This window comes from Arthrobacter senegalensis, from assembly GCF_059091765.1.
This window is the reverse complement of the sequence record NZ_JBNHGZ010000003.1, coordinates 369,497-391,176: the sequence shown is the minus strand read 5'-3', so window position 1 is coordinate 391,176 and position 21,680 is coordinate 369,497. Positions and strand designations below refer to the sequence as shown.

Sequence of the window (21,680 nt, the reverse complement as noted above, 5' to 3'; positions counted from 1 at the left end):
TGCCGGTGAGGAGCACGTCCACGGGACTTGGTACTACCTTAGTGGCATGGCTCCCGGTCCCCGGCGGTACCGAAGCGGCTTGGTGGTGCTGCTGATGACGGCGGCTCTGCTGGCCGCATGTTCGGGCGCTCCCGGGAGCCTCTCCCCTGCTTCTCCGAGCGCCCGGAACGTGATCACTGCTGCCGTGGACCAGAGCCGGGCGGATTACACGGGCCGGGTGGTCAGCCTCATGATCACCAACACCTCCGCGCAGCCCCTGCTCGTCACCTCCGCGGCGCTGCATTCCCCGCTTTACGACGACGCCGCCGACTGGAAGCCGACGCGCACCGGCGGGACCAAGCTGGCACCCGGTGCGACGGTGAGCCTGCCGGCCGACCTGCCGGCCGCCCGGTGCTCCGCCGGTCCGTCCCCGACTGCTGCGGAGCATCGGATAACCGTGACCCTTGACGGCGAGGGCCCCGCGCCGGGCACGGTGGAGGTCCCTGCCGGGGATCCGCACGATGTCCTCGCGCGCAACCACACCGGGGACTGCCTGGCCCAGGCGGCGGCTTCGGTGGCCGGGCTTCGGGTCAACCCCGGGCTTCAGGTGCTGACCGGGAGCCGCGCTGCCGTCGTCGGAGTCGAGGTCCGGCCGTCCGGCGGGAAGGGCTCGCTGGTGATCGAATCCTTCGGGACCACCACCTTGCTCAGCGAAGACGCCGGCCACCCGTGGCCCAGGAACATCCGGGTGGCCGGGACGGATTCGGCGTCGCGCCTGGCCCTGCATGTCGTGCCGACCCGCTGCGATCCCCATGCGCTGGCCGAAGACAAGCTGGGCACCAAGATTCCGGTAACGATCAGGACGGCGGGCGGAGCCGGCGTGCTGCGGTTGGACGGCGGACGGGATTTCACCCGCGAGGTATACCGGTTTATCGCCGACGCCTGCTCCTCCGCGGACCGAAGCGGCTAGCGGGGCAGGATCGGACGGAGCGGCCAGCAGCGCAGCAAGGGCCGGCGCCCCTACACTGACAGCTGTGACTGACTACCCTGCGGAACGCCTGCGCGATCTCGTTCATTCGCTGGTCGCCTCCGGCGACCCTACGCCCATCCTGCAGGTCGGCGAGCCCGTGCTGAGGCAGCCTGCCGCGACGTTCGACGGGCAATTGGACGACGCGGAACTGAACGCCCTGCTCGCACTCCTGCGCCGGACCATGCACGCGGCGCCCGGCGTCGGACTGGCGGCGCCGCAGATAGGCATCCCGCTGCGCATCGCGGTCCTCGAGGATGCCTTCCCAACGGCGCCCGAGGTGGCCGCCACCCGGGAACGGGCCCCGCTCCCCTACTTCGCCATCATCAATCCGTCCTACCGCGCCCGCGGCGACGAGACAGCCGCATTTTACGAGGGGTGCCTGTCCTTCGCGGGCTACCAGGCGGTGGTGGAACGCCCCCGCAGCGTCGACCTCGACTTCGAGCGGCCCGACGGCGTCCGCGTGCGCGAGACCTTCTCGGGCTGGCAGGCCCGAATCGTGCAGCACGAAACGGACCACCTCTCGGGCACGATCTACGTAGACAAGATGCAGCCCCGGTCTTTGAGCGGCAACGACGAGTACACCCGGCACTGGGCACAGCCGACGATTGACCGGGCACGCGCCGGCCTGGCCTTTTAGGCCCGCAACGGCCCGGCCGCCGTGCTACGCCGGGCTGCGGGATCCGGTTCGGCGGCTGCCGCCCGTCCGCCGTCGTTGTTCTGCGCCGTGGGAAGGTATGCCGCCCACCAACGCAGGATTTCGTCGAAGCGCTGCTTCCGGTGCCACGGCGTACCGGTACGGGACAGCTCATGGTTCTCCCCGGGGAAGATCAGCAATTGCGTGGGCACGCCGCGCTGCTTGAGGCCCACGTAGTAGCGCTGGGCCTGTTCCAGCGGGCAGCGCAGGTCGTCTTCGGAGTGGATGACGAACACCGGCGTCCGGACCGAATCCAGCCGGGCGAACGGGTTCTGGCCGCGCACCTGCTCGGGAGCCGTGCCGGTGTATTCGTCGGAGAAGAACCAGCCGATGTCCGAGGAGCCGACGAATGACGGCGGATCCAGGTATCCCCGCTCCACGATCGCGGCGGTGAACCGGTGGTCCCGGGACACCGTCCAGGCGGTCAGGTAGCCGCCGTATGATCCGCCCATGATGCCCTGCCGCGTACCGTCCAGCTGCGGGTATTTGGCGATGGAACCCTCCAGGAACGCCAGGACATCGGCCATGGCGAGGGTTCCCATCGCTCCCTTGACGGCGCGCCCGTGCGCCTGCCCGTAGCCCGCGGATCCGCGCGGGTTGCACATGACGACGGCGTAGCCGGCCCGGGCATAAACCTGTGCCTCGTCGAAAACCTCCCAGCCGTACTGCGCGAACGGCCCGCCGTGGATATTCAGCAGCACGGGATGCGGCCCCCGGCCCTCGGGCAGCAGCACCCAGCCGTGCACCGGGTATCCGTCGGCCGAAGCAAAAGTCTCTTCCCGCGGCGCAATGAGGCCCGAGTTCCGCAGCTCCGCGGAGAAGTCGGTCAGCCGGGTGAGTCCGCCGCCGGCCACGAGCCCCAGGTCACCGGCGGTCGACCCATCGGAGAAACTGACGACGGTGCGGCCCGCCGCCCGGGCGGCCCCCGCTGCGGTCAGCGGCCCGTCGGCCAGGACCGCCATGCCGCCGGTTGCCGAGACCTCCACCAGCTGCACGGCCCCGCGCTGCCGGTTCAAGGCCAGCACCGCATCCGGGCCGGCCGCTACCAGCGTGCCTTCGCCCAGGTCCGTCCCCTCCGGATCGGTCAGGCGGCGCACCTCGTGGGGGGCGGAGACCGGAGCCGCGTACAGTGCGGTATTCTGCGCCACGAAGTCCCTCCCGCCGCCGATGAGGCTGCCGAGGTAGAACAGCCAGCGGCCGTCGGCGCTGGGCTGTGGCGCCGCGGCGGCCAGGAGCGGGCCGGAAAGGTTGGACATCAGCCGCGGGCTGCCGCCGGCAGCGTCGGGCTCCAGCGCGTACACGTCCCGGCGCAGGTCCTCGTCGGCTCCCTCGTGGAGGGCGGCGGTGAAGTAGAGCGTGCGGCCGTCCGGGCTGAAGGCCGGGCAGTCATGGTCGGCGTCCGCGAACGTCAGCCGGCGCGCTTGGGGCACGGCGGTAAAAGCGTCTTCGCCGTCCCGGCCCGCCTGCCGGGCGGCGCGGCCCACCGGGGCGACCGGCGGTTCGGCCTGCAGATCCGGTGCGTCCACCTCGAACAGCTGGGCCCGCTTGTCGCCGGTGTAGCCGACCCCGTTCAGGCGGTACTTGTAGCCGGTGACCAGCCGGGCGTCCTCGGCGCCGGGGCCAACCCCGTCCATCGTGCCGTAGCGACCGTCGGCGGGGACCCGGGCCGCGAAGACCAGGCGGCGTGAGTCCGGGGACCAGACGAACGAGGAGACACCCAGTTTCTCGTCGGTGACCGCGACCGGCTCCCCGCCCCGGCTGTCCACCACCATCAGTTGCGCCCGCTCCCCCGGCCCGGCCGCACGGAGGAACGCCAGGCAGAGCCCGTCGGGCGAGTAGGCGGGTGCGGTGTCCCTAAAGCCGCGCGTGAGGCGGCGGGGCGCACCGCCGCCGTCGTCCAGCGGGACTTCCCACAGTTGCCCCACGTAGCTGTCCGACGCGAAGTCGGGATGCGTGGCCGAAACCGCGGCCCGGCCGCCGTCCGGATGGAGCGTGGGGGCGGACACGGAATTTAATAAAGCAATGTCTTCAGATCGCACGACTGTGAGCCTAGTCTCACCAGCAGGCCGGAGCCAATCGGCGGATCGTGGTCCGGCTTTGCCTAGGATGGAGCATGCCCTCCGCCCCGCACTTCCAGGACCTGATCCCGCTGCTGCTCTGCCCGGTCTGCGGGGAAGGACTGCTGGCCGCCGGGCCCACCCCGGCCCAGGGGCTGCGCTGCGCGGAGGGTCACCAGTACGACGGCGCCCGGCAGGGTTACGTCAATATGCTCACCGGGCGCGGCACCCGGTTCACCCCGGACACGGCCGACATGGTGTCCGCCCGGGAGGCGTTCCTGGGCGCCGGCCACTACGCACCCCTGGCGGACCAGCTGTCCCGAACGGTCCGCGCCCTCCAGCCCGGCTCCCCCGCTCCCGTGGTGCTGGATGCCGGCGCCGGTACCGGCTACTACCTCGCGGCCGTCCTCATGGGGCTGGGCGACGGGCGGGCCGTGGCGCTGGACCTGTCCAAGTTCGCCCTCCGGCGCGCGGCCCGGATGCTGCCGGACGCCTTGTGCCTGGTCTGGGACCTCTGGAAGCCGCTGCCGCTGGCGGCCGGGACCGTGGACCTGATCCTCAACGTTTTTGCGCCCCGTAACCCGGCCGAATTCGCCCGTGTGCTGAAACCGAACGGGCACCTGGTGGTCGCCACCGCTGCGCCGGGGCACCTGGACGAGCTGCGTGACGTGGTCCCGCTGCTGGCCGTCGACACCGATAAGGCCGACCGGCTGGGGGCGGCCCTGGGCGGCGACTTCGAAGAACTGGCCGCCGATCCGCTGCAGGTGCCGCTTCAGTTGGGCGCCGAGGACATCGTGCGGCTGGTCATGATGGGGCCCAACGCCCACCACACCGACGCCGACGCGGTGCGTGCGGCCGTCGGAGATGCCGGACGGCCGCTGCAGGTCACCGCGCGTTTCACCGTGAGCACGTACCGGCGCCGCGGCCGCGGCGGGGAGCCCGTCCGCCCCGCCGGTTAGCCGCCGCCGGTGTCCGAGCGCCCCCTAGCCGCGGCCGGGCCTGGCGTGGGATTTCTTCCGGACGCCCGGATTCAGGTCGACGAACATCCACTTCAGGAACAGCTGGATCAAGGGTCCGATGGCCAGGACGAACACCAGGGTGCCGAGGCCCACGACGCCGCCGAGCAGCCACCCGGCGAGGGTTGCCGCTGCTTCGATGCCGGTGCGGACTATCCAGACCTGCCAACCGGTCGCGGCGTGCAGGCCGGTCATCAGGCCGTCCCTGGGTCCGGGTCCGAGGCCTGCCCCGATATACAGCGCGCTGGCCGCCGCCAGCAGGACCAGTCCGGCCGTGAACGAGAGGACCTGCGCGGCCAGGTGATCCCAAACCGGGATGAGCAGCAGCCCGAAGTCGGCGAAAAACCCCACGAGGATGGCGTTCGCGACCGTTCCCGCGCCCGGCTTTTGCCGCAGCGGGATCCACAACAGCAGCACGGCCGCGCTGATCGCCACCGTGGCCCAGCCGAAACTGATGCCCGTGGCCTTGGCGACGCCCTGGCTGAGCACATCCCAGGGGGCCGAGCCAAGGTTGGCCCTGATCATCAGCGCGATGGCGATCCCGTAGGCGAAGAGGCCGGCCAGCAGCCGCAGCGTCCGCAGGGACAGCCGATTGCTGGTCAGCAGGGTTCGCATGGCCGGTTCCGGGGTGCGCGGCAGGGCGCGGTGTTCAGCACTGGATCATCCTATCCGGCAACGCACCCAGGCCCGCGGGACGGCCTATCTGGTCACAACTTGGCCACGAAACGCCTCGGAGCGTCCGGAAGTGACGGATTTCACTCCGCCGCGCGTCGTCGTCGGGCATGATGGAGGTACTAAGGGCACCGGCAGCCCGCGGTTTCATGCATGCGTGCAAGAGGCAGGCTCGGGAGACGGCGGCTGCTCCAACATCAGGGGGTACTGATGATCGAATGGCTCGTCGCCAACAGCTGGGTCCTCTGGCTGGCCGTGTTCCTGATCCTGGCCATCGTCGAAATGATGACGCTGGACCTGTTCTTCATCATGATGTCCTCCGGGGCGCTCGTGGCCCTGTTCGCGGCGCTGCTCGGCCTGCCCTTCTGGATGCAGGTGGTCATCTTCTGCGTGGTCGCGATGCTGATGGTCCTTTTCGTCCGACCGGTAGCGCTGCGGCATCTGCGCAGCGGACCGCGGGACCTGGCTACCAACGTTGACCGGCTGATCGGCGAATCGGCGATGACCCTCGAATCCGTCACCGATCATTCCGGCGTCGTGAAGATCGGCGGCGATACGTGGTCGGCCCGGTCGGCGGACGGCTCGCCCATCCCGGCCGGCCAGCGCGTTTCGGTCGCCCGGATCGAGGGGGCGACCGCCGTCGTGACTCCGCAGCGCGCGGACGGGCCGCTGCCGGCCCAGTAAGACCCGGGCGGGCATCGTGCCGGCACCGTGACCCACTGAAACCACTCTTAGAGGGGAACTATGGATAGCAATATCGGAATCTGGATCGTGCTGCTGGTCCTGATCGTCTTCGTCGTGATCGTGCTCGTCCGCGCCGTGCGGATCATCCCGCAGGCACGGGCGGGCGTCGTGGAACGGCTGGGCAAGTACCAGCGCACGCTGAACCCCGGGTTGACCATCCTGATCCCCTTCGTGGACCGGCTGCTGCCGCTGCTGGATCTGCGCGAACAGGTCGTGTCCTTTCCCCCGCAGCCGGTCATCACCGAAGACAACCTGGTGGTCTCCATCGACACCGTCGTCTACTTCCAGGTGACCGATGCCCGCGCCGCGACCTATGAGATCGCCAACTACATCCAGGCAGTGGAGCAATTGACCACCACCACGCTCCGCAACGTGGTGGGCGGCCTGAACCTGGAAGAGGCGCTCACCTCACGCGACCAGATCAACGGCCAGCTCCGCGGCGTCCTGGACGAGGCGACCGGGCGCTGGGGCATCCGCGTCTCCCGCGTGGAACTCAAGGCGATTGACCCGCCCCACTCCATCCAGGACTCCATGGAAAAGCAGATGCGGGCCGAGCGCGACCGCCGGGCGGCCATCCTGACGGCTGAAGGCACCAAACAGTCCCAGATCCTGACGGCCGAAGGCCAGCGCCAGGCGGCCATCCTCGCCGCCGAAGGCGACGCCAAGGCAGCGATCCTGCGTGCCGACGGCGAGGCCCAGGCAATCCAGAAGGTGTTCGACGCCATCCACAAGGGCAACCCCACACAGAAGCTGCTGGCCTACCAGTACCTGCAGACGCTGCCCAAGATCGCCGAAGGCGAGTCGAACAAGCTCTGGATCATCCCCAGCGAGGTGGGCGAGGCGCTCAAGGGCATCGGCAGCCTGCTGGGAACGGCCACCCCGGACAGCGAGACAGCCCCGGCCGCCTCAACAATCGGCAGCGAGCTGCGCGGCTGACACAGCAGAAAACAGGCACGGGGCCGGGAGCCCGGAGCGTCAGCCGGTCAGATGCTCCGCGCCCCTGCTTCGGTTTACCCGGGACCGCCGCCCGGACTATAATGGGTGGTTTGCCGGGAAGTTGCCGCCTACAACCATCCTTGACGCAGGCGGGATTCGCGTTATCATCGCGGCCGGGAACAGACGGCCGCCCGCCGACGTTGAGAGTGTTAGCGAGCCATCGCGGACGCGGTCCATCCGCCTGTCCGCCACAAGACAAGAGGGAGAGATCATGAGCGATCGTAGCCTGCGGGGTATGCGCCTCGGAGCGCAGAGCATGGAGACTGAATCCGGTGTTGAACCGGCTCCGCGCCAGCGCGTTGAGTACCGTTGCGAGGACGGCGAGCAGGTGTTCGTGACCTTTGCCGCAGAAGCCGAGATCCCCCCGGTATGGGTTTCCAAGTCGGGGAAGGAAGCACTCCTGGTCAACGGAGAAAAGCCCGTCGACCCGAATGCCAAGCCGGTGCGCACCCACTGGGACATGCTGCTGGAACGCCGCAGCGTTGAGGAGCTCGAACAGATCCTCGAGGACCGCCTGACCAAGCTGCGCGAACGCCGCGGGGAACGGCGCACGGCTTAAGGCCTGACCGCCCCGTCCTTAAAGAGAGGGAGCGCGCCCGCCGGGGGCGCGCTCCCTCTCTTTGTGCCGTGGGGTTTTGTGCGGTCACGGTCAGCCTTTGCGGCCGCGGAGTCTCCGCCACTTGTCCGCGATCCCCCACTTGGTGACCAGCAGGATGGACTCCAGCACGATGCCGCCGCTCATTTTCGAGTCGCCGTATTCGCGTTCGACGAAGGTGATCGGCACTTCACGGACCGCCAGTCCTGCCTTCAGCGTCTGCCAGGTGAGGTCGATCTGGAAGCAGTAACCAACCGATTCCACGCTGTCGAGATCGATGGCGCGCAGGGTCCCGGCCTTGAAAGCGTTGAAGCCGCCGGTGATGTCCCGGATAGCCACGCCGAGCATGAGCCGGGAGTACAGGCTGCCGGCCAACGAGATGGCCTTGCGGTGGAGTGGCCAGTTGACGACCTTCCCGCCCGGAATCCACCGCGAGCCCTTGACCATGTCCGCGCCGCCATCGAGTGCGCCCAGTAACCTGGTCAGTTCCTCGGGCTGGTGTGAGCCGTCGGCGTCCATCTCCACCAGGACGTCGTACCCGGCGTCAAGCCCCCAGCGAAAGCCGGCGATGTAGGCGGCGCCCAGCCCCGCTTTCCCTTCGCGGTGGAGGACATGTATGGCGGAGTCATCGGCCGCCAGCCGATCGGCCAAGGTTCCGGTGCCGTCCGGGGAATTGTCGTCGACCACCAGGATGTCCGAGCCGGGTACGGCGGTGCGGAGGCGGGCTACTGTCTTCGGGAGGGACTCGATCTCGTTATACGTCGGGATGATGGTGACGACCCGCACTCAGTGGCCTTTCGAACGTTGTGCTGCAAACCGCAGATTTCCTCGTGCCGGAGATACCCGGAGGCTTCCGCATCGACGGTCCAGTATAGGCCATGAGTTTGTACCGGAGGCCGGCGGGCACGCCCGGCCGCGCGGCCTAAAGGTGAAAGGAAGGGTAGGTCCACACGCCTTCGGGCCACGAAAGCAAACCTGTGGGGGAACGCAGACATGTTTTCTACTGACGTGCGGACCTACCCCGGAAGTGCCGGTTCGTCAAGGGACGTCGGGCGCAACCGCCCGCAGGCAGGTGCCGCCAGCAGCCTCTCTCCCCGGCACGGACCGGTATCCGCGAAGAAATACCGGCCCATTGAGAGTTCAGCCTACTGGTTGTGCGGGATGTGTCAATACCGCTCTGACCTGCGGTTTTGTCCATACCTGCACGTCAGAGCGGGGCTCCCGGCGGTCGAAAGTTCTCGAAATCAAACAAATCGTTCAGATTTTTCCGCGACCGCCGAAAACGGAACTGCCTCAGGAGCCGTCATAAATGGTTACTCCATTCATCACCGTGCGGACACACACCGGCAACCTGCCGCTGTCCAGAGAGGGCAGCATCGGCGTGCCCGCACGCGCATCGGTGCTCCAAGCGGACACCCGCGAGTCGGGAGTCTGGATGGAGAGTTCGTCCGCGTCCCAGACGGCGAACGTCGCGGGAGTACCCGGAGCCAGCTGGCCCTCCATGGGGTTCCGTTCGCCCGCGGCCCGCCAACCGGCCCTGGTGTGCGCCAGGAACGCCGCCCGGGCGGAGATCTGCTCGGACCGGTTATGGTGCTCCAGGCACGCCTTCACGGCGGCCCACGGGCTTTGTTCCGTGACCGGGGCGTCGGACCCGATCGCGACCGGAACGCCCGCAGTCTGCAACGTTCCCACCGCGTTCATGGCGAGTGCAGACTCGGCGCCCAGCCGCGTGGCATACATGCCTTCCGCCCCGCCCCAATAGGCGTCGAAGAGCGGCTGCATGCTGGCGGTCACCCCGTGCCGGAGCATCCGCTCCAGCGCCCCCTCGGGGACCATTTCCACATGTTCAAGGCGCGGGCGGGCCGACCGTACCGCCGCGTCCCCGACGCGTTTAGCGGCCAGGTCCAGGGCGTCAAGCACCCGCAGCAACCCGGCATCGCCAATCACGTGGAAACCCGCCTGGATGCCCTGCTCCGCTGTCAGTTCCACATGCCGCGCAGCAGCCTCGGTGTCGAGATAGAGCGTCCCGTGCTCCCCCGGGAGGTCGGCGTAGCCCGCACTGACGGCCGCCGAATGCGATCCGACGGACCCGTCCATGGTCAGGTCCCCGCCCAGCCCCCGCAGGCGGCCGGAGAAGTAGTGCACCGTTTCCTTGACCTGTTCGGCGGAGGTCATCAGCTCCCCCCAATACGGCAGGATCCTCGGCCCGGGCTCGGCATCGCCGAGTTCGAGCAGCGCCAGCAGGTCCTCGGCGGGACCCAGCTGCGGGGCGGCCATTTCCGTGACGGCGACGTACCCGCGGGACGCAGCGTGCCGGAGGGCCAGCCGCTGGAGCTCTTCGCGCCGGCCGGCTGCAGGGATCTGGACCGCGGCCCGGGCCCGTGCAAGGGCCGGCCCGCTGGCCGTCCCCGTCTCCGACCAGCCGGGCAACTCCGAGAGCGACAGGCGGGTCGCCAGCGCGGCCGAGACGGCCGCGGAATGGACATCCACCCGCGTCAGGAAGACATCCGCCCCGCCCGACGCGCGATCCAGTTCGGCGGCGGAGGGGGCGCGGTTCTCGGGCCAGCGGGTTTCGTCCCAACCGTGGCCCAGGACGGGGCCGCCGTCCTGCCGGGAAGCGGCGGCGACGGCGTCGAGCAGTTCCACCAGCGACGCGCAGCCGGTCAGGTCGAGCGAGGACAGGGCGAGCCCCGTCTGCGTCACGTGGGCGTGCGCGTCCACGAAACCGGGCGCCACCAGACGTCCATCGAGGTCGACCACGCGCATGCTGCCGTCCGCGATGGACGTCGCGGCGTGCTCCGACCCGATCCAGGCCACGGTGCCGCCGTCGACGAGCATCGCCGTGGCATACGGGTCGGCGGCGCTGTAGACGCTGCCGTTGCGGTACAGCGTAAGGCCCGTGGCAGCGGGCAGGACAGATTCGCTCATGGAAATCCTTTCAGAAGGTGGTGTGCGCGCGGTAGCCGGGCTATTCGGCCACGGCGGCGTAGGCGACGACGCCCCGGCGGACCAAGCCAATGGCTTGCCTGCCGCGGGCCGCGAGCTGAGGATCGAGGGCGGGCACTTTGATCAGCTGGTCCAGCAGGTCGATCACCTGCTTGGCCCACCGGACAAAGTCGCCGGCGGCGAGGTCCGTGCCCTTGAGCGCGGTCTGCAGGGACCGGCCGCTGGCCCACTTGTACATCGGCCAGGCGAGTCCCAGCTCCGGCTCGCCGGTGAGCGGCAGCCGGTGCTGTTCCTCAAGATCGGTCAGCTGCGACCATTCACGGACGGCGATCATGACCGACGCTTCCATGGCGGCCGAGGGCATCTTGGGCCGGATGCCGGCCTCTTCCCGCTTGGCCTGGTACACGAGGCAGGACACGAAGGCCGCCAGTTCCGCGGCGGTGAGCCCGGCGAAGGCGTCCTGCTCCAGGCACAGCGCCACCAGCAGGTCACGGTCGCCGTAGATGCGCCGCAGCCGTTCCCCGGCGGGGCTGATGGCGACACCGTCGCCGCCGGTCTCCAGATAGCCATAGCTGTCCAGCACCTGGCAGACCCGGTCGAAGGTCTTGGCGATGGTGTTGGTGCGGCCCTGGATCTGCGTCACCAGCTGGTCGGTTTCCTTGCGGAGGTTCCACCAGCGCTCCGCCCAGCGGGCATGGTCTTCCCGGTCGCTGCAGCCGTGGCAGGGGTGGGCCTTGAGCTTGCGGCGCAGGTCGTTGATCTCCCGCTCGGCCTGGGTCCCGCCGGGGACGATGAAGTCACGGTGCTCGCTCCCCCGCCGCGGCGGGCGCTTGTCGTGCAGGGCATTGCGCAGCGAGGACGCCAGATCGCGGCGTTCCTTGGGGCTGCGCGCGTTGAATGTCTTGGGGATCCGGATGGTGGAGAGTACCTCCACCGGGCCCTGGAAGTCGTCGACGGAAATGCGGCGGATGTGCTTTTCCTGGGTCAGCACCGTGGGGCGGGGCTCGCGGGCGGCTTCGTCCCGGTCCAGCACCACGGCATAGCCGAGGTTCCGGCCCGCCGAAATATCGATGATATCACCGCGGCGCAGGCGGTCCAGGGACGATGCCGCCGCCGAGCGCAGGTGCCGGGACTGGGTGCGGGAGGCGCGTTTCTCGACCTCGTTCAGGTCCCGGCGCAGGCGGGCGTATTCGTTGAAGTCGCCCAGGTGGCAACTCATGGCCTTCTCGTAGCCGGCCAGCGACTCTTCCCGGCTGCGCACCTGCTTGGCCAGGCCCACCACGGAGCGGTCGGCCTGGAACTGCGCGAACGAGGTTTCCAGGATCTCCCGGGCCGGGCCGCGGCCAAACTGCGCGATCAGGTTGATGCTCATGTTGTAGGTGGGCCGGAAACTGGAGTTCAGCGGATACGTCCGCCGTGACGCCAGGCCGGCTACGGCTCCCGGATCCGTGCCGGGCTGCCAGAGCACCACGGCATGGCCTTCGACGTCGATGCCCCGCCTGCCGGCGCGGCCGGTGAGCTGCGTGTACTCCCCTGCCGTGATGTCGACGTGCGCCTCGCCGTTGAACTTGTCCAGTTTCTCCAGCACCACCGTCCGCGCCGGCATGTTGACGCCCAGCGCCAGCGTCTCCGTGGCGAAAACGGCGCGGACCAGGTTGTCGGCGAAGAGCTTCTCGACCACCTCCTTGAACGTCGGCAGCATGCCGGCGTGGTGGGCGGAAAAGCCGCGGGACAGGCCTTCGCGCCAGGTCCAAAAGCCCAGCACGTCCAGGTCCTCTTCGGCTATGTCCTGCACGGCCTCGTCCACGCGGCGGACGATGACGGCGCGTTCCTTCTCCGTGGTGAGCAGCAACCCGGATTCCAGGCACTGCTTCACGGCGGCGTCGCAGCCGTTGCGGGAGAAAATGAACGTGATGGCCGGCAGCAGTCCCTCGCTGTCGAGCTTGGCGATGACCTGCGGCCGGCTGGCGCGCCGAATCCGGGTCAGGGCCTGCCGCGGGGGTTCGGGCGCGCGCCGCCCGCGCCGGCCGCCGGAACGGCCCCAGTTGGCGCTGCGGTTGAGCCGGTGCTCGGCCGACGCCAGTTTCAACAACTCGGGGTTCACCTCGTAGGCGCGGCCGCTGCCGGTGCCGGATTCCTGCGCGGTTTCGTCGAAGGCGACGTCGCCGGCGAAAAGATCGAACAGGTCCGAGCCGACCATGACGTGCTGCCACAGCGGCACCGGGCGGTGCTCGGACACCACCACGTCGGTGTCGCCGCGGACGGTGTCCAACCAGGCGCCGAACTCCTCCGCGTTCGAGACGGTCGCAGACAGTGAGACCAACTGCACGTCGTCGGGCAGATGGATGATGACCTCTTCCCACACTGCGCCGCGGAACCGGTCGGCCAGGTAGTGGACTTCGTCCATCACCACATAGCCCAGGTCCAGGAGGGTGTCGGAATTGGCGTACAGCATGTTCCGCAATACCTCGGTGGTCATCACCACCACGTCCGCGTGCGGATTGACCGAGGTGTCCCCGGTGAGCAGCCCCACCCGCTCCGCGCCGTAGGTCGCCACCAATTCGTTGTACTTCTGGTTGCTCAGGGCCTTGATCGGCGTCGTATAGAACGCCTTGAGTCCCCGCTGCAGGGCCATGTAGACGGCAAACTCGCCGACGACGGTCTTGCCGGCGCCGGTGGGGGCCGCAACCAGGACGCCGCGGCCGCGCTCCAGGGCCTCGCACGCCTCGCGCTGGAACGGGTCGAGTTCGAATCCGAGCGTCTGGCTGAACGAGTACAGCCGGGTCTTGGAGAAGGCCACCCGTTCGGCGGCCGCAAGGTAGCGTTCGGAGGGGGAACTCATAGCAAAAGCCTATCCGCTTAAATCCGCCGGCCCGATGGGTGCCGCCGGCCCCTGGCCGGGCCGCAGCCTATTTGGCTCCGTCCTGCTCCGGGTTGTCGGCCTTCAGCTGATCGAGCGGCGTGGCCTGGTCGACGCCGGCGGCTACTTCCGCTTCACGGACCTTGCGCCGCTTGTCCCGGCGCTTGTCGTTGAGCAGGCTGATGCCGGTTGCCACGAAGAACAACGCCAGCAAGGGGGCCGCCAGCAGGAACATGGACATGGCATCCGGGCCGGGGGCGGCCATCGCCGCCACCAGGCAGACCACGAACACCACGATCCGCCAGCTCTTGATCACGCGGCGGCCGGACAGCAGGCCGGCGAAATTCAGCCCCACCAACACCACGGGGAGCAGGAACGCGATGCCGAGGGAGAGGAACATCCGCATCACGAACGTCAGGTAGTCGGTGGCCAGGATCTGGTTCACGCCGCCTTCCGGCGTGAACATGGTCAGCACCTTGACGATCTCCGGGAGCACGATCCAGCCGAAGTAGATCCCCAGCAGGAACAGCGGCACGGCGGCGACCATGAAGCCGAGCGTGTAGCGGCGTTCCTTGGTCTTCAAGCCGGGCGTGATGAAGGCCCACACCTGGTAGATCCACACCGGGGAGCTGACCAGCAGCCCCAGGAAGATGGAGACCTGGATTTTCAGGTCGAACGGAGATCCGACACTGCCGTAGTTGATTTCCGCGCGCCGGCCCTCTTCCGCCGAGATTTCCATCAGCGGTGCCTGGACGGCGACCATCACGGGGTCGTACAGGAACCAGCCGGCGACCGCGCCGAGCAGGACGGCAATGCCGGAAACGATGAGCCGGTTGCGGAGTTCTTTCAGATGGGCCTTGAGCGGCATCCGCCCCTCAGGGTTGGCCTTCCGGCCTTTCTTACCGGCCACGGCCCTTACTGCTGGTGCGGCGATGGGGATCCGCCGTTCGCATTCGGCTGCTGTCCGCGGTTGTCAGTGTTGTTCCGCGGCGGGTTGACCACGCGGCCCTCGACGGGTTCCGAGTCCGGGGCGGCGGTGGACGCGTCGTCGTCCTTCATCTGCTTCACCTCGGACTTGAAGATCCGCATGGACTGGCCCAGGCTCCGGGCAAGGCCCGGCAGCTTCGGTGCGCCAAAGAGCAGCAGCACAATGATCACCAGAATAATGATGGTCCAGGGGTTATCGAAGAGTCGTCCCATGCGTGGTTCCTTTCGTCTAGTCCATCCTATGCCATCGGCGGGTCAGGACAGCCGCAGATCGCGGAGGGACTGCCGCTGGCCGCGGGCGGCGCGCCGGGCGAACCTGCGCTGCCTCCGCTCCTCGCGCCTCCGCTCCTTGCCCTGGACGTATTCCTCCTTGAGTACCGTGGAGTCGGCGAAGAGTGCCAGCCGGGGGCGGTGCGGGTCGGCGGGCTGCCGTTCCGTCTGGAGTCCGCCGGCCAGCCGGTCGGCCGCCGCCTCGAATTCACGCAAAGTTCGCATGAACTGGCGGAAAATCCGCCAGCCGAGCAGGGCGATGAACACCAGGGCCAGCGCGCAAAGGGCAACCCAGAGAAGGATCCAGAACCAAAGGGGCATGCTGTCCACTCTAGCTTCCGGCCGAAGCCGGGGCCTCGCGGTAGGCCTCCAGCGCCTGCCGCAGCCATTCCCGGGTCTGGCCGGCCGCCTCCGCCGGTTCCAGCACGGCAACTTCGCCGCCGTGGCGTGCCGCCAGGCCGGGCAGCACAGCCGTGCTGGACAGCCGGATTTCGGCCGCGAGCGAACCGTCCGCAAGGACCGCGCGGCGCCGGGCATTGTATTGGTCGGCCAGTTCGGCCAGGCGCTCGGAGATCCGCAGGACCACCACCTGGTCCGTCTCCTGCGGGGTGAACAGGCTGTCGGGGAATTCGCTGCTCCGTTCGGCCGGCGGCTCAAAGTGCTCGGCGGTGGCGGCCAGGGAGCGCATGCGGTCTACCCGGAACTGCCGCACGGCCTGCTGGCGGTGGCACCAGGCCTCGGTGTACCAGTGGCCGTCCACGGCGAAGACCCGGAGCGGATCGATCCGGCGGTTCGTCATCTCATCCCGGGACGGCACGAGGTAGTCGATGTCCACGCTGCGCCGGGCGGCCGCGGCTTCCTGCAGCGCGAGCACCTCGGGCGTGCTGTCCTCCGCCGCCAGATCCGCGGCGATGGCCGTGTGGCGGGCGGCAACCCCGCCGGCCGCCGCCAGCAGCTTGCTGAGCGCGCTGCGCAGGGCGGGCTGCTCCCCCACCCCGGGCACCGTCTCGAGGGCCTGCAGGCCGACCACCAGCGAGAGCGCCTCGTCCAGGCTCAGGCGCACCGGCTTGTCGATCTCGTCGGCGTTGTTGATGGAAATCGTGCCGTCTTCCCAGAAGGCTTCGATGAGCTGGTCCGGGCCATAGCCGGGAGTCCCGCAGACGAACAGCAGGTTCAGGTCCTTGATCAGCTGGTTCTTGCTGATCTTGAACTTTTCGGCGGTGGCGTCCAGCGGCACCCCCGGATTCGCCGTGACGTAGGAGACCAGGTCCAGCAGCCGCGGCAGATGGTCCAGGGACCCCGTCTTCCGTGCCGGCCGCGAGCTGTCCTCCAGCAGGGTGTACGACGGCGGTGCCTGGGTGGCGGCGGCCAGGGCGCCTTCCAGCCGGCGCACCACGGCGCCGCGCAGCTCGTCCGGACCCTGGACCAGGGCGTTGGCGCCGTGCGAGGCAATTTCCTCCGCCAGCACCTCCGCGTCGCCGTAGCCAAGTGTGACGGCGTCCCAGCCCACCGGCGGCCGGACGTCCTCGGCGGGTGCGGCGGCCGCGCGCAGCGAGTTGGCCTTGTCCTGCCGGAGCAGGAGGACGGCGGTCCCGTTGTCCTCCGGCGCCTGCAGCCCGTCCAGCACCGTGCGCATGGCGAAGCCTTCCGGGATGCTGTAGGTCCCGTTCAGCTTCTTGATGGTGGAGGTGATCCTGGACAGCCGGAAGGTGCGCTGGGCGTCCCGGTCCAGGTCGCGGCCGGCCAGGTACCAGTGGCCGTAGCGGTTGCCCAGCCCCCAGGGCTCCACCCGCCGCGGCTGCGGCCGGCCGTCTTTGGGCGACCGGTAGTCGAAGGAGACCGGGGTGTGGTCCAACACCGCCTTGAGCAGCGGTTCGAAGGCCGGCTCCGCGGTGCGGATGCGCGGTTCCACCCCGATCAGTGGATCGCCGTCGGCCAAGGCTCCGTGCACGTCGAGCCGGCGGACGGCCCGGGCGGCTGCCGACCCCAGCGAGGCCTGCTGCCACAAGCGGGAGGCCAGCGAGAGCACCGCGCTCTCCCGGGCGGTGAAGTGGAGTTCCGGCAACCGGTACTTGTGCCGGTCGATCCGGTACCGCAGCCCGCTGTTGTCGTTTTCGTAGAGCGTGTCGTCCGGGAACGTCTCCACCGGGATGCCCATTTCCCGCAGGTCCTCTTTGTCCCGCTCGAACAGCCGGTTGAAGGCGTCGTCGCTGGTCGCCTCGCGATACGGCGGGATCAGCGCGCGCAGCTCCTCCTTGCTGTAGCCCCGGCGGCGTTCCAGCAGCGCGATCAGCAGGTTGAGGAGTCGTTCGGTCTTGGAGGCGGACATAGTTGAAACGTTACTGGCTGGAGGGTTTCGGGGTGAAGTCAACGCCGAAGGGGCGGAGTAACGATGAACTAACGTTCTCCGTCGCTCCGCCCCCTGCTGCCGGTCGGGCTCAGCGGACGCCGAGCAGGTCCACCACGAAGATCAGCGATTCGCCCGGCGCGATCGCGGACCCGGCGCCGCGGTCGCCGTACGCGAGGTGCGCCGGGATCTCCAGCCGGCGGCGGCCGCCCACCTTCATGCCCAGCAGGCCCTGGTCCCAGCCCTGGATGACCTGGCCGACGCCAACGCGGAAGTCCAGCGGTGCGCCGCGGTTCCACGATGCGTCGAACTCTTCACCGGTGGACCAGGCGACGCCCACGTAGTGGGTGGACACGGTGTCGCCGGCCTTGGCCTCGGCGCCGTCTCCCACGATGATGTCTTCGATCACCAGGTCCTGCGGGGTTTCGGTCCCCGGGAAGTCGATCTCGGGTTTGGTGCGGTCGTATTCGCGCTTGCCAAAAGACATGCTGAACCTCTCTTGCTTGACGTGTATCTGGTGCTGCGTCGGCTACGTTACCGCACGGTGCGGCGGCATCCCTTACCGGACGTCCGTCAGCTCCACATAGAAGATGAGGTCACCCACGGCATCTCCCTGGCCCTGGACGTAGGCCAGTTCGGTGGGAATGGACAGCATGACCTTGGCGCCTTCCTTCAGGCCGGTCAAACCCTTGGTCCAGCCTTCGATGACGCCGTCCAGCGGGAATTCGGTCGCCTCCCCGCGGGAGAAGCTGGAATCGAATTCGGTGCCCTCGGCCCAGTTCCACCCGGCGTAGTTCGCCTTCACGGTGCTGGTTTCGGTGGCTTCCTTGCCGTCGCCTTCTTCGAGGACCTTCACGATGAGGTTGTCCGGGGCGTCGTTGCCTTCCGGGATCTTGACCGAGGGGACGCCCTCGTCGTCGAGCGTGATCTCGGGCAGTTTGCCGGCCTTCTCCAGCTCGGCGACCTCGGCCGCGTCGGCCTTGACGCCCTTGTCCTTGACGTCCTGCACGGTCAGGAACAGCAGCTGCGGGTTCTGGGCGGGCGCGGAAGCACCGGCATCCGCCGGCGGCTGGACGTAGTAGGCGATTTCGCTGCCCGGGTTGGAACCGAGCAGCGCCTCGTACAGGGCGGGGTCGGCGGTCTCGAAGCCCTCGCTCAGTTCCACCGTCTGGTCGGCCAGCCCGGAGTAGGTCTCGCCGAGCTGTTCCCCGGTGACGGCGTCCTTGGCCAGCAGCCGGTAGCGGATCCACTGGCCCGCGGCAGCACCGTCCCCCTCGCCTTCGGTGATGACTTCGGCCCGGGATTCGGGCAGTTCCAGCGGCGCGGCGAATTCGACGGCGGGGGCGGCGCCCTCGGCGCCGGAGGTCACGGAGATGTCATCCAGGCTGTCCGAACCCGAATCGCCGTTGCCGCCGCACGCGGTGAGCAGCAGGGCGGCCGGCAGGAGGATGGATAGTATTTTGCGCACAATCGACTTTCTTATCGCGGAACTTGCGGGCACGGGACATTCTCGCAGAGAAATCTGGTGATCCGCTTGGAATACGGGGCGAGGTCACAAGGTGGCGAGCAGCGCCTCGACCCTGGGGTCCTCGCTTTTGAACGGGTCCTTGCAGAGGATGGTCTGCTGGGAGCGGTCGTTGAGCTTCAGGTGGACCCAGTCGACCGTGAAGTCGCGGCCGTTTTCCCGGGCCGCGCGGACGAAGTCGCCGCGCAGCTTGGCGCGGGTGGTCTGCGGCGGCCGGTCCACGGCGTCCTTGACGTCCTGTTCCTCCACCACCCGGGCCACCTCCCCACGTGCCTGCAGCAGGTGGTAGAGGCCGCGCCGGCTGGAGATGTCGTGGTAGGTCAGATCCACCTGCGCGATACGCGGGTGATCCAGGTCGATGGCCTGGCGGTCCATGATCCGGTTGATCAGCCGCTTCTTGATGGCCCAGTCGATCTCCCGCTCGATGCCGCGGTGGTCGCCCGATTCGACGGCCGCCAGGGTCCGTTCCCACAAATCGAGGATGCGTTCCACGTGCGGGCTGTGCGCCCCGTTGGCCTGGACGAACCCGCGCGCCTTGGCCAGGTATTCCTGCTGCATGGCCAGCGCGGACATCTCCCGCCCGCTGGCCAGCTTCAGCGGTCTGCGGCCGGTCAGGTCGTGCGAGATGTCCCGGATGCTGCGGATCGGGTTTTCCAGCCGGAGGTCGCGCATGATGACCCCTGCTTCGATCATCCGCAGGAGCAGGTCCACCGTCCCGACCTTGAGCATGGTGGTGGACTCGGACATGTTTGAGTCGCCGTTGATGACATGCAGCCGCCGGTAGTACTCGGCGTCTGCGTGCGGTTCGTCCCTCGTGTTGATGATCGGCCGTGACCGGGTGGTGGCGGACGAGACGCCCTCCCAAATGTGGTCGGCGCGTTGGGAGAAGGCGAAGATAGAGCCGTTTTGGGTCTTGAGCACCTTGCCGGCGCCGACCAGGATCTGCCGCGTCACCAGGAACGGGATCATGATGTCGGCCAGCCGGGAGAATTCCAGTTTGCGCGGGATCAGGTAGTTTTCGTGGCTGCCGTAGGAATTCCCGGCAGAATCGGTGTTGTTCTTGAACAGGTAGACGCTGCCGCCGAAGCCCTCCCGAGCCAGGCGCTCCTGGGCTTCGTTCATCAGGTCTTCGAGGATCAGTTCCCCCGCCCGGTCCTGCGCCACCAGTTGGGCGACGTCGTCGCATTCCGCGGTCGCGTACTCGGGATGGGACCCGACGTCCAGGTACAGCCGGGACCCGTTGGTCAGGAACACGTTGGACGACCTGCCCCACGTGACCACCTTGCGGAAGAGGTAGCGGGCCACCTCTTCGGGCGAGAGCGGGCGCGAATCCGGCGCCGAATAGGAAATGCCGAATTCGGTCTCGATCCCGAAGATGCGTCGGTCCATGGCTAGCCGTCCATTCCCTCGCCTAATATCCGGTGCAGTTCAGCGGTCGGCAACCGGCGGAAGGCGCGCCGGCTCCCCCGGGTGGACAGCGGGTCGCGGTCCAGGACGGCGACTTCCAGGCCCTCGGGACGCAGTTCCCTGCCCTGCCCCGCGTCCTGCTCGCCGGTCCCGCCGGACAGGGCGGCCACCGCCGCCCGGACCGCGCCGGAAAAGTCCCGGTCCGCGGCCGGGTTGCCGCGCAGCCTCTCGCCCACCGCCTCGGCCGAACCACCCATCACCACGAAACCGCGTTCGTCGGCGATGGACCCGTCGAAGGTCAGCCGGAACAGCCGGTCGTCGCCCGGCGTATCGCCGACCTCGGCGACGGCAAGCTCCACTTCGAACGGCTTGCTGTCGGCGGTGAACACGGCGCCCAGGCTTTGCGCGTACACGCTGGCGAGGCCGCGGCCGGTGACGTCGTCCCGGTCGTAGGAGTAGCCGCGCACGTCGGCGTAGCGGACCCCGGCCTGGCGCAGGCTCTCAAACTCGTTGTATTTGCCGACCGCGGCGAACGCGATCCGGTCGTAGATTTCCCCGATCTTGTGCAGCGCCGGCGAGGGGTTTTCGGCGACCAGCGCGATTCCCTCGGAGCAGCTGAGCACCACCACGGAACGGCCCCGGGCGATGCCTTTCCGGGCGAAGTCCGCCCGGTCCTTCATCAGCTGTTCGGGCGAGACGTAGAACTGTTGCGTCATGCTCAGGCCTCCCGTCCGGCCACGGCCCGCGCGCCGATGACGGCCTCGGACGTGGCGGCGAGTTCCCGGTCCGGGATCCGGCGGGCGCCGGCGGCGTTGACGGTGTAGATCACGGGCCACACCTGCCGGACGGCATCCGGTCCCCCGGTCGCCGAGTCGTCGTCGGCGGCGTCGTACAGGGCTTCGACGGCCACCCGGACCGCCGCCGCTTCCTCCAGGTTCGGCTGCCAGAGCTTCTTCAGCGCCCCGCGGGCAAAGACCGATCCGGACCCTACGCTGTGGTGCTCCTGCTCCTCGTAGCGTCCGCCCGTGACATCGTAGGAGAACAGCCGGCCAACCCGCCGCTCGGCATCGAAACCGGCGAAGAGCGGAATGACTGCGAGGCCCTGCATCGCCATGGGCAGGTTCGACCGGATCATCGCGCCCAGCCGGTTGGCCTTGCCGTCGAGGCTGAGCAGCGTGCCTTCGATCTTCTCGTAGTGCTCGAGTTCCACCTGGAAGAGCCGCGTGATGTCCAGGGCGATGCCGGCGGTGCCGGCGATGCCCAGCAGCGAATGGGAATCGGCCGGAAAGACCTTTTCAATGTGCCGGCTGGCAATCAGGTTGCCCATGGTTGCCCGCCGGTCGCCGGCCATCAGCACGCCGCCGGCGAACGTCATCGACACGATGGTGGTGCCGTGGGGCACCATCGGTGCCGCCCCCGCCGGCAGCTGCTGGGCCCCCCGGGCGCCCGGCAGCAGATCCGGGGCGGTGCGCGCCAGATACTCGCTGAAGGAGGCGGTGGCTGAATGGGAAATGTGGGCGAAAACCGAGCCCGGACCGCCGGCCGGCATGTCCAT

Annotated in this window: 20 protein-coding genes; 6 read left to right on the top strand and 14 right to left on the bottom strand. The window is 68.6% G+C overall.

Going from position 1 to position 21,680, the window contains the following annotated elements; genetic code table 11:
• Positions 1-46: 46 nt before the first annotated feature.
• On the top strand, positions 47-949 hold the full coding sequence (locus tag AC5RVG_RS11960) for a hypothetical protein (RefSeq protein ID WP_494014000.1): 903 nt from the start codon (positions 47-49) through the stop codon (positions 947-949).
• 64 nt (positions 950-1,013) lie between these two features.
• Positions 1,014-1,646: a peptide deformylase gene (locus AC5RVG_RS11955; RefSeq protein WP_494013999.1), complete on the top strand. Its 633-nt coding sequence runs from the start codon at positions 1,014-1,016 to the stop codon at positions 1,644-1,646.
• Here AC5RVG_RS11955 and AC5RVG_RS11950 read toward each other — a convergent pair.
• On the bottom strand, positions 1,643-3,742 hold the full coding sequence (locus tag AC5RVG_RS11950) for a S9 family peptidase (RefSeq protein WP_494013998.1): 2,100 nt from the start codon (positions 3,740-3,742) through the stop codon (positions 1,643-1,645). The two genes, AC5RVG_RS11955 and AC5RVG_RS11950, sit on opposite strands and share 4 nt — an antisense overlap.
• A 74-nt stretch (positions 3,743-3,816) precedes the next feature.
• Here AC5RVG_RS11950 and AC5RVG_RS11945 point away from each other — a divergent pair, with 74 nt between their 5' ends.
• Complete coding sequence (locus tag AC5RVG_RS11945; RefSeq protein WP_494013997.1) at positions 3,817-4,719, top strand: methyltransferase domain-containing protein; 903 nt, start codon at positions 3,817-3,819, stop codon at positions 4,717-4,719.
• Positions 4,720-4,743: 24 nt separating this feature from the next.
• Here the strand turns inward: AC5RVG_RS11945 and yczE are convergent, their stop codons facing one another.
• Complete coding sequence (gene yczE, locus AC5RVG_RS11940) at positions 4,744-5,391, bottom strand: membrane protein YczE (RefSeq protein ID WP_494013996.1); 648 nt, start codon at positions 5,389-5,391, stop codon at positions 4,744-4,746.
• 267 nt (positions 5,392-5,658) lie between these two features.
• On the opposite strand from yczE, the gene AC5RVG_RS11935 reads away from it, so the two are divergent.
• The 3 genes from AC5RVG_RS11935 (at position 5,659) to AC5RVG_RS11925 (ending at position 7,747) form a co-directional block, all read left to right on the top strand.
• Positions 5,659-6,132, top strand: a complete 474-nt coding sequence (locus AC5RVG_RS11935; RefSeq protein WP_494013995.1) for an NfeD family protein — start codon at positions 5,659-5,661, stop codon at positions 6,130-6,132.
• Positions 6,133-6,192: 60 nt separating this feature from the next.
• Positions 6,193-7,128: an SPFH domain-containing protein gene (locus AC5RVG_RS11930; protein WP_494013994.1), complete on the top strand. Its 936-nt coding sequence runs from the start codon at positions 6,193-6,195 to the stop codon at positions 7,126-7,128.
• A gap of 271 nt (positions 7,129-7,399) precedes the next feature.
• Positions 7,400-7,747, top strand: a complete 348-nt coding sequence (locus AC5RVG_RS11925; RefSeq protein WP_493978444.1) for an RNA polymerase-binding protein RbpA — start codon at positions 7,400-7,402, stop codon at positions 7,745-7,747.
• Between the two features lie 90 nt (positions 7,748-7,837).
• Here the strand turns inward: AC5RVG_RS11925 and AC5RVG_RS11920 are convergent, their stop codons facing one another.
• From AC5RVG_RS11920 to prcB, 12 genes are all read right to left on the bottom strand, one after another.
• Positions 7,838-8,569 carry a polyprenol monophosphomannose synthase gene (locus AC5RVG_RS11920; protein ID WP_494013993.1) on the bottom strand — a complete coding sequence of 244 codons (732 nt, stop codon included), beginning with the start codon at positions 8,567-8,569 and terminating at the stop codon, positions 7,838-7,840.
• 507 nt (positions 8,570-9,076) lie between these two features.
• Positions 9,077-10,711: an amidohydrolase gene (locus tag AC5RVG_RS11915; protein ID WP_494013992.1), complete on the bottom strand. Its 1,635-nt coding sequence runs from the start codon at positions 10,709-10,711 to the stop codon at positions 9,077-9,079.
• Positions 10,712-10,751: 40 nt separating this feature from the next.
• Entirely contained in the window at positions 10,752-13,571 is a 2,820-nt protein-coding gene (locus AC5RVG_RS11910; RefSeq protein WP_494013991.1) for a DEAD/DEAH box helicase, read from the bottom strand.
• A gap of 67 nt (positions 13,572-13,638) precedes the next feature.
• Entirely contained in the window at positions 13,639-14,499 is an 861-nt protein-coding gene (gene tatC, locus AC5RVG_RS11905) for a twin-arginine translocase subunit TatC (RefSeq protein ID WP_493999725.1), read from the bottom strand.
• Positions 14,500-14,504: 5 nt separating this feature from the next.
• Positions 14,505-14,789 carry a Sec-independent protein translocase subunit TatA gene (tatA, locus tag AC5RVG_RS11900; protein ID WP_493999724.1) on the bottom strand — a complete coding sequence of 95 codons (285 nt, stop codon included), beginning with the start codon at positions 14,787-14,789 and terminating at the stop codon, positions 14,505-14,507.
• Between the two features lie 42 nt (positions 14,790-14,831).
• Positions 14,832-15,167, bottom strand: coding sequence for a hypothetical protein (locus AC5RVG_RS11895; RefSeq protein WP_494013990.1), 336 nt, complete (start codon positions 15,165-15,167; stop codon positions 14,832-14,834).
• A 10-nt stretch (positions 15,168-15,177) separates the two neighbouring features.
• Positions 15,178-17,175, bottom strand: coding sequence for a helix-turn-helix transcriptional regulator (locus AC5RVG_RS11890; protein ID WP_494013989.1), 1,998 nt, complete (start codon positions 17,173-17,175; stop codon positions 15,178-15,180).
• Positions 17,176-17,284: 109 nt separating this feature from the next.
• A complete protein-coding gene (locus AC5RVG_RS11885; RefSeq protein WP_493978452.1) occupies positions 17,285-17,680 on the bottom strand; it encodes an FKBP-type peptidyl-prolyl cis-trans isomerase in 396 nt (131 codons plus the stop codon).
• A gap of 72 nt (positions 17,681-17,752) precedes the next feature.
• Positions 17,753-18,661 (bottom strand): FKBP-type peptidyl-prolyl cis-trans isomerase, encoded by a 909-nt coding sequence (locus AC5RVG_RS11880; protein WP_494013988.1) that lies wholly within the window; start codon positions 18,659-18,661, stop codon positions 17,753-17,755.
• Positions 18,662-18,745: 84 nt separating this feature from the next.
• Complete coding sequence (gene pafA, locus AC5RVG_RS11875; protein ID WP_494013987.1) at positions 18,746-20,107, bottom strand: Pup--protein ligase; 1,362 nt, start codon at positions 20,105-20,107, stop codon at positions 18,746-18,748.
• A gap of 2 nt (positions 20,108-20,109) precedes the next feature.
• Positions 20,110-20,841 (bottom strand): proteasome subunit alpha, encoded by a 732-nt coding sequence (gene prcA / locus AC5RVG_RS11870; protein WP_494013986.1) that lies wholly within the window; start codon positions 20,839-20,841, stop codon positions 20,110-20,112.
• Between the two features lie 2 nt (positions 20,842-20,843).
• Positions 20,844-21,680 carry a proteasome subunit beta gene (gene prcB, locus AC5RVG_RS11865; protein WP_494014132.1) on the bottom strand — a complete coding sequence of 279 codons (837 nt, stop codon included), beginning with the start codon at positions 21,678-21,680 and terminating at the stop codon, positions 20,844-20,846.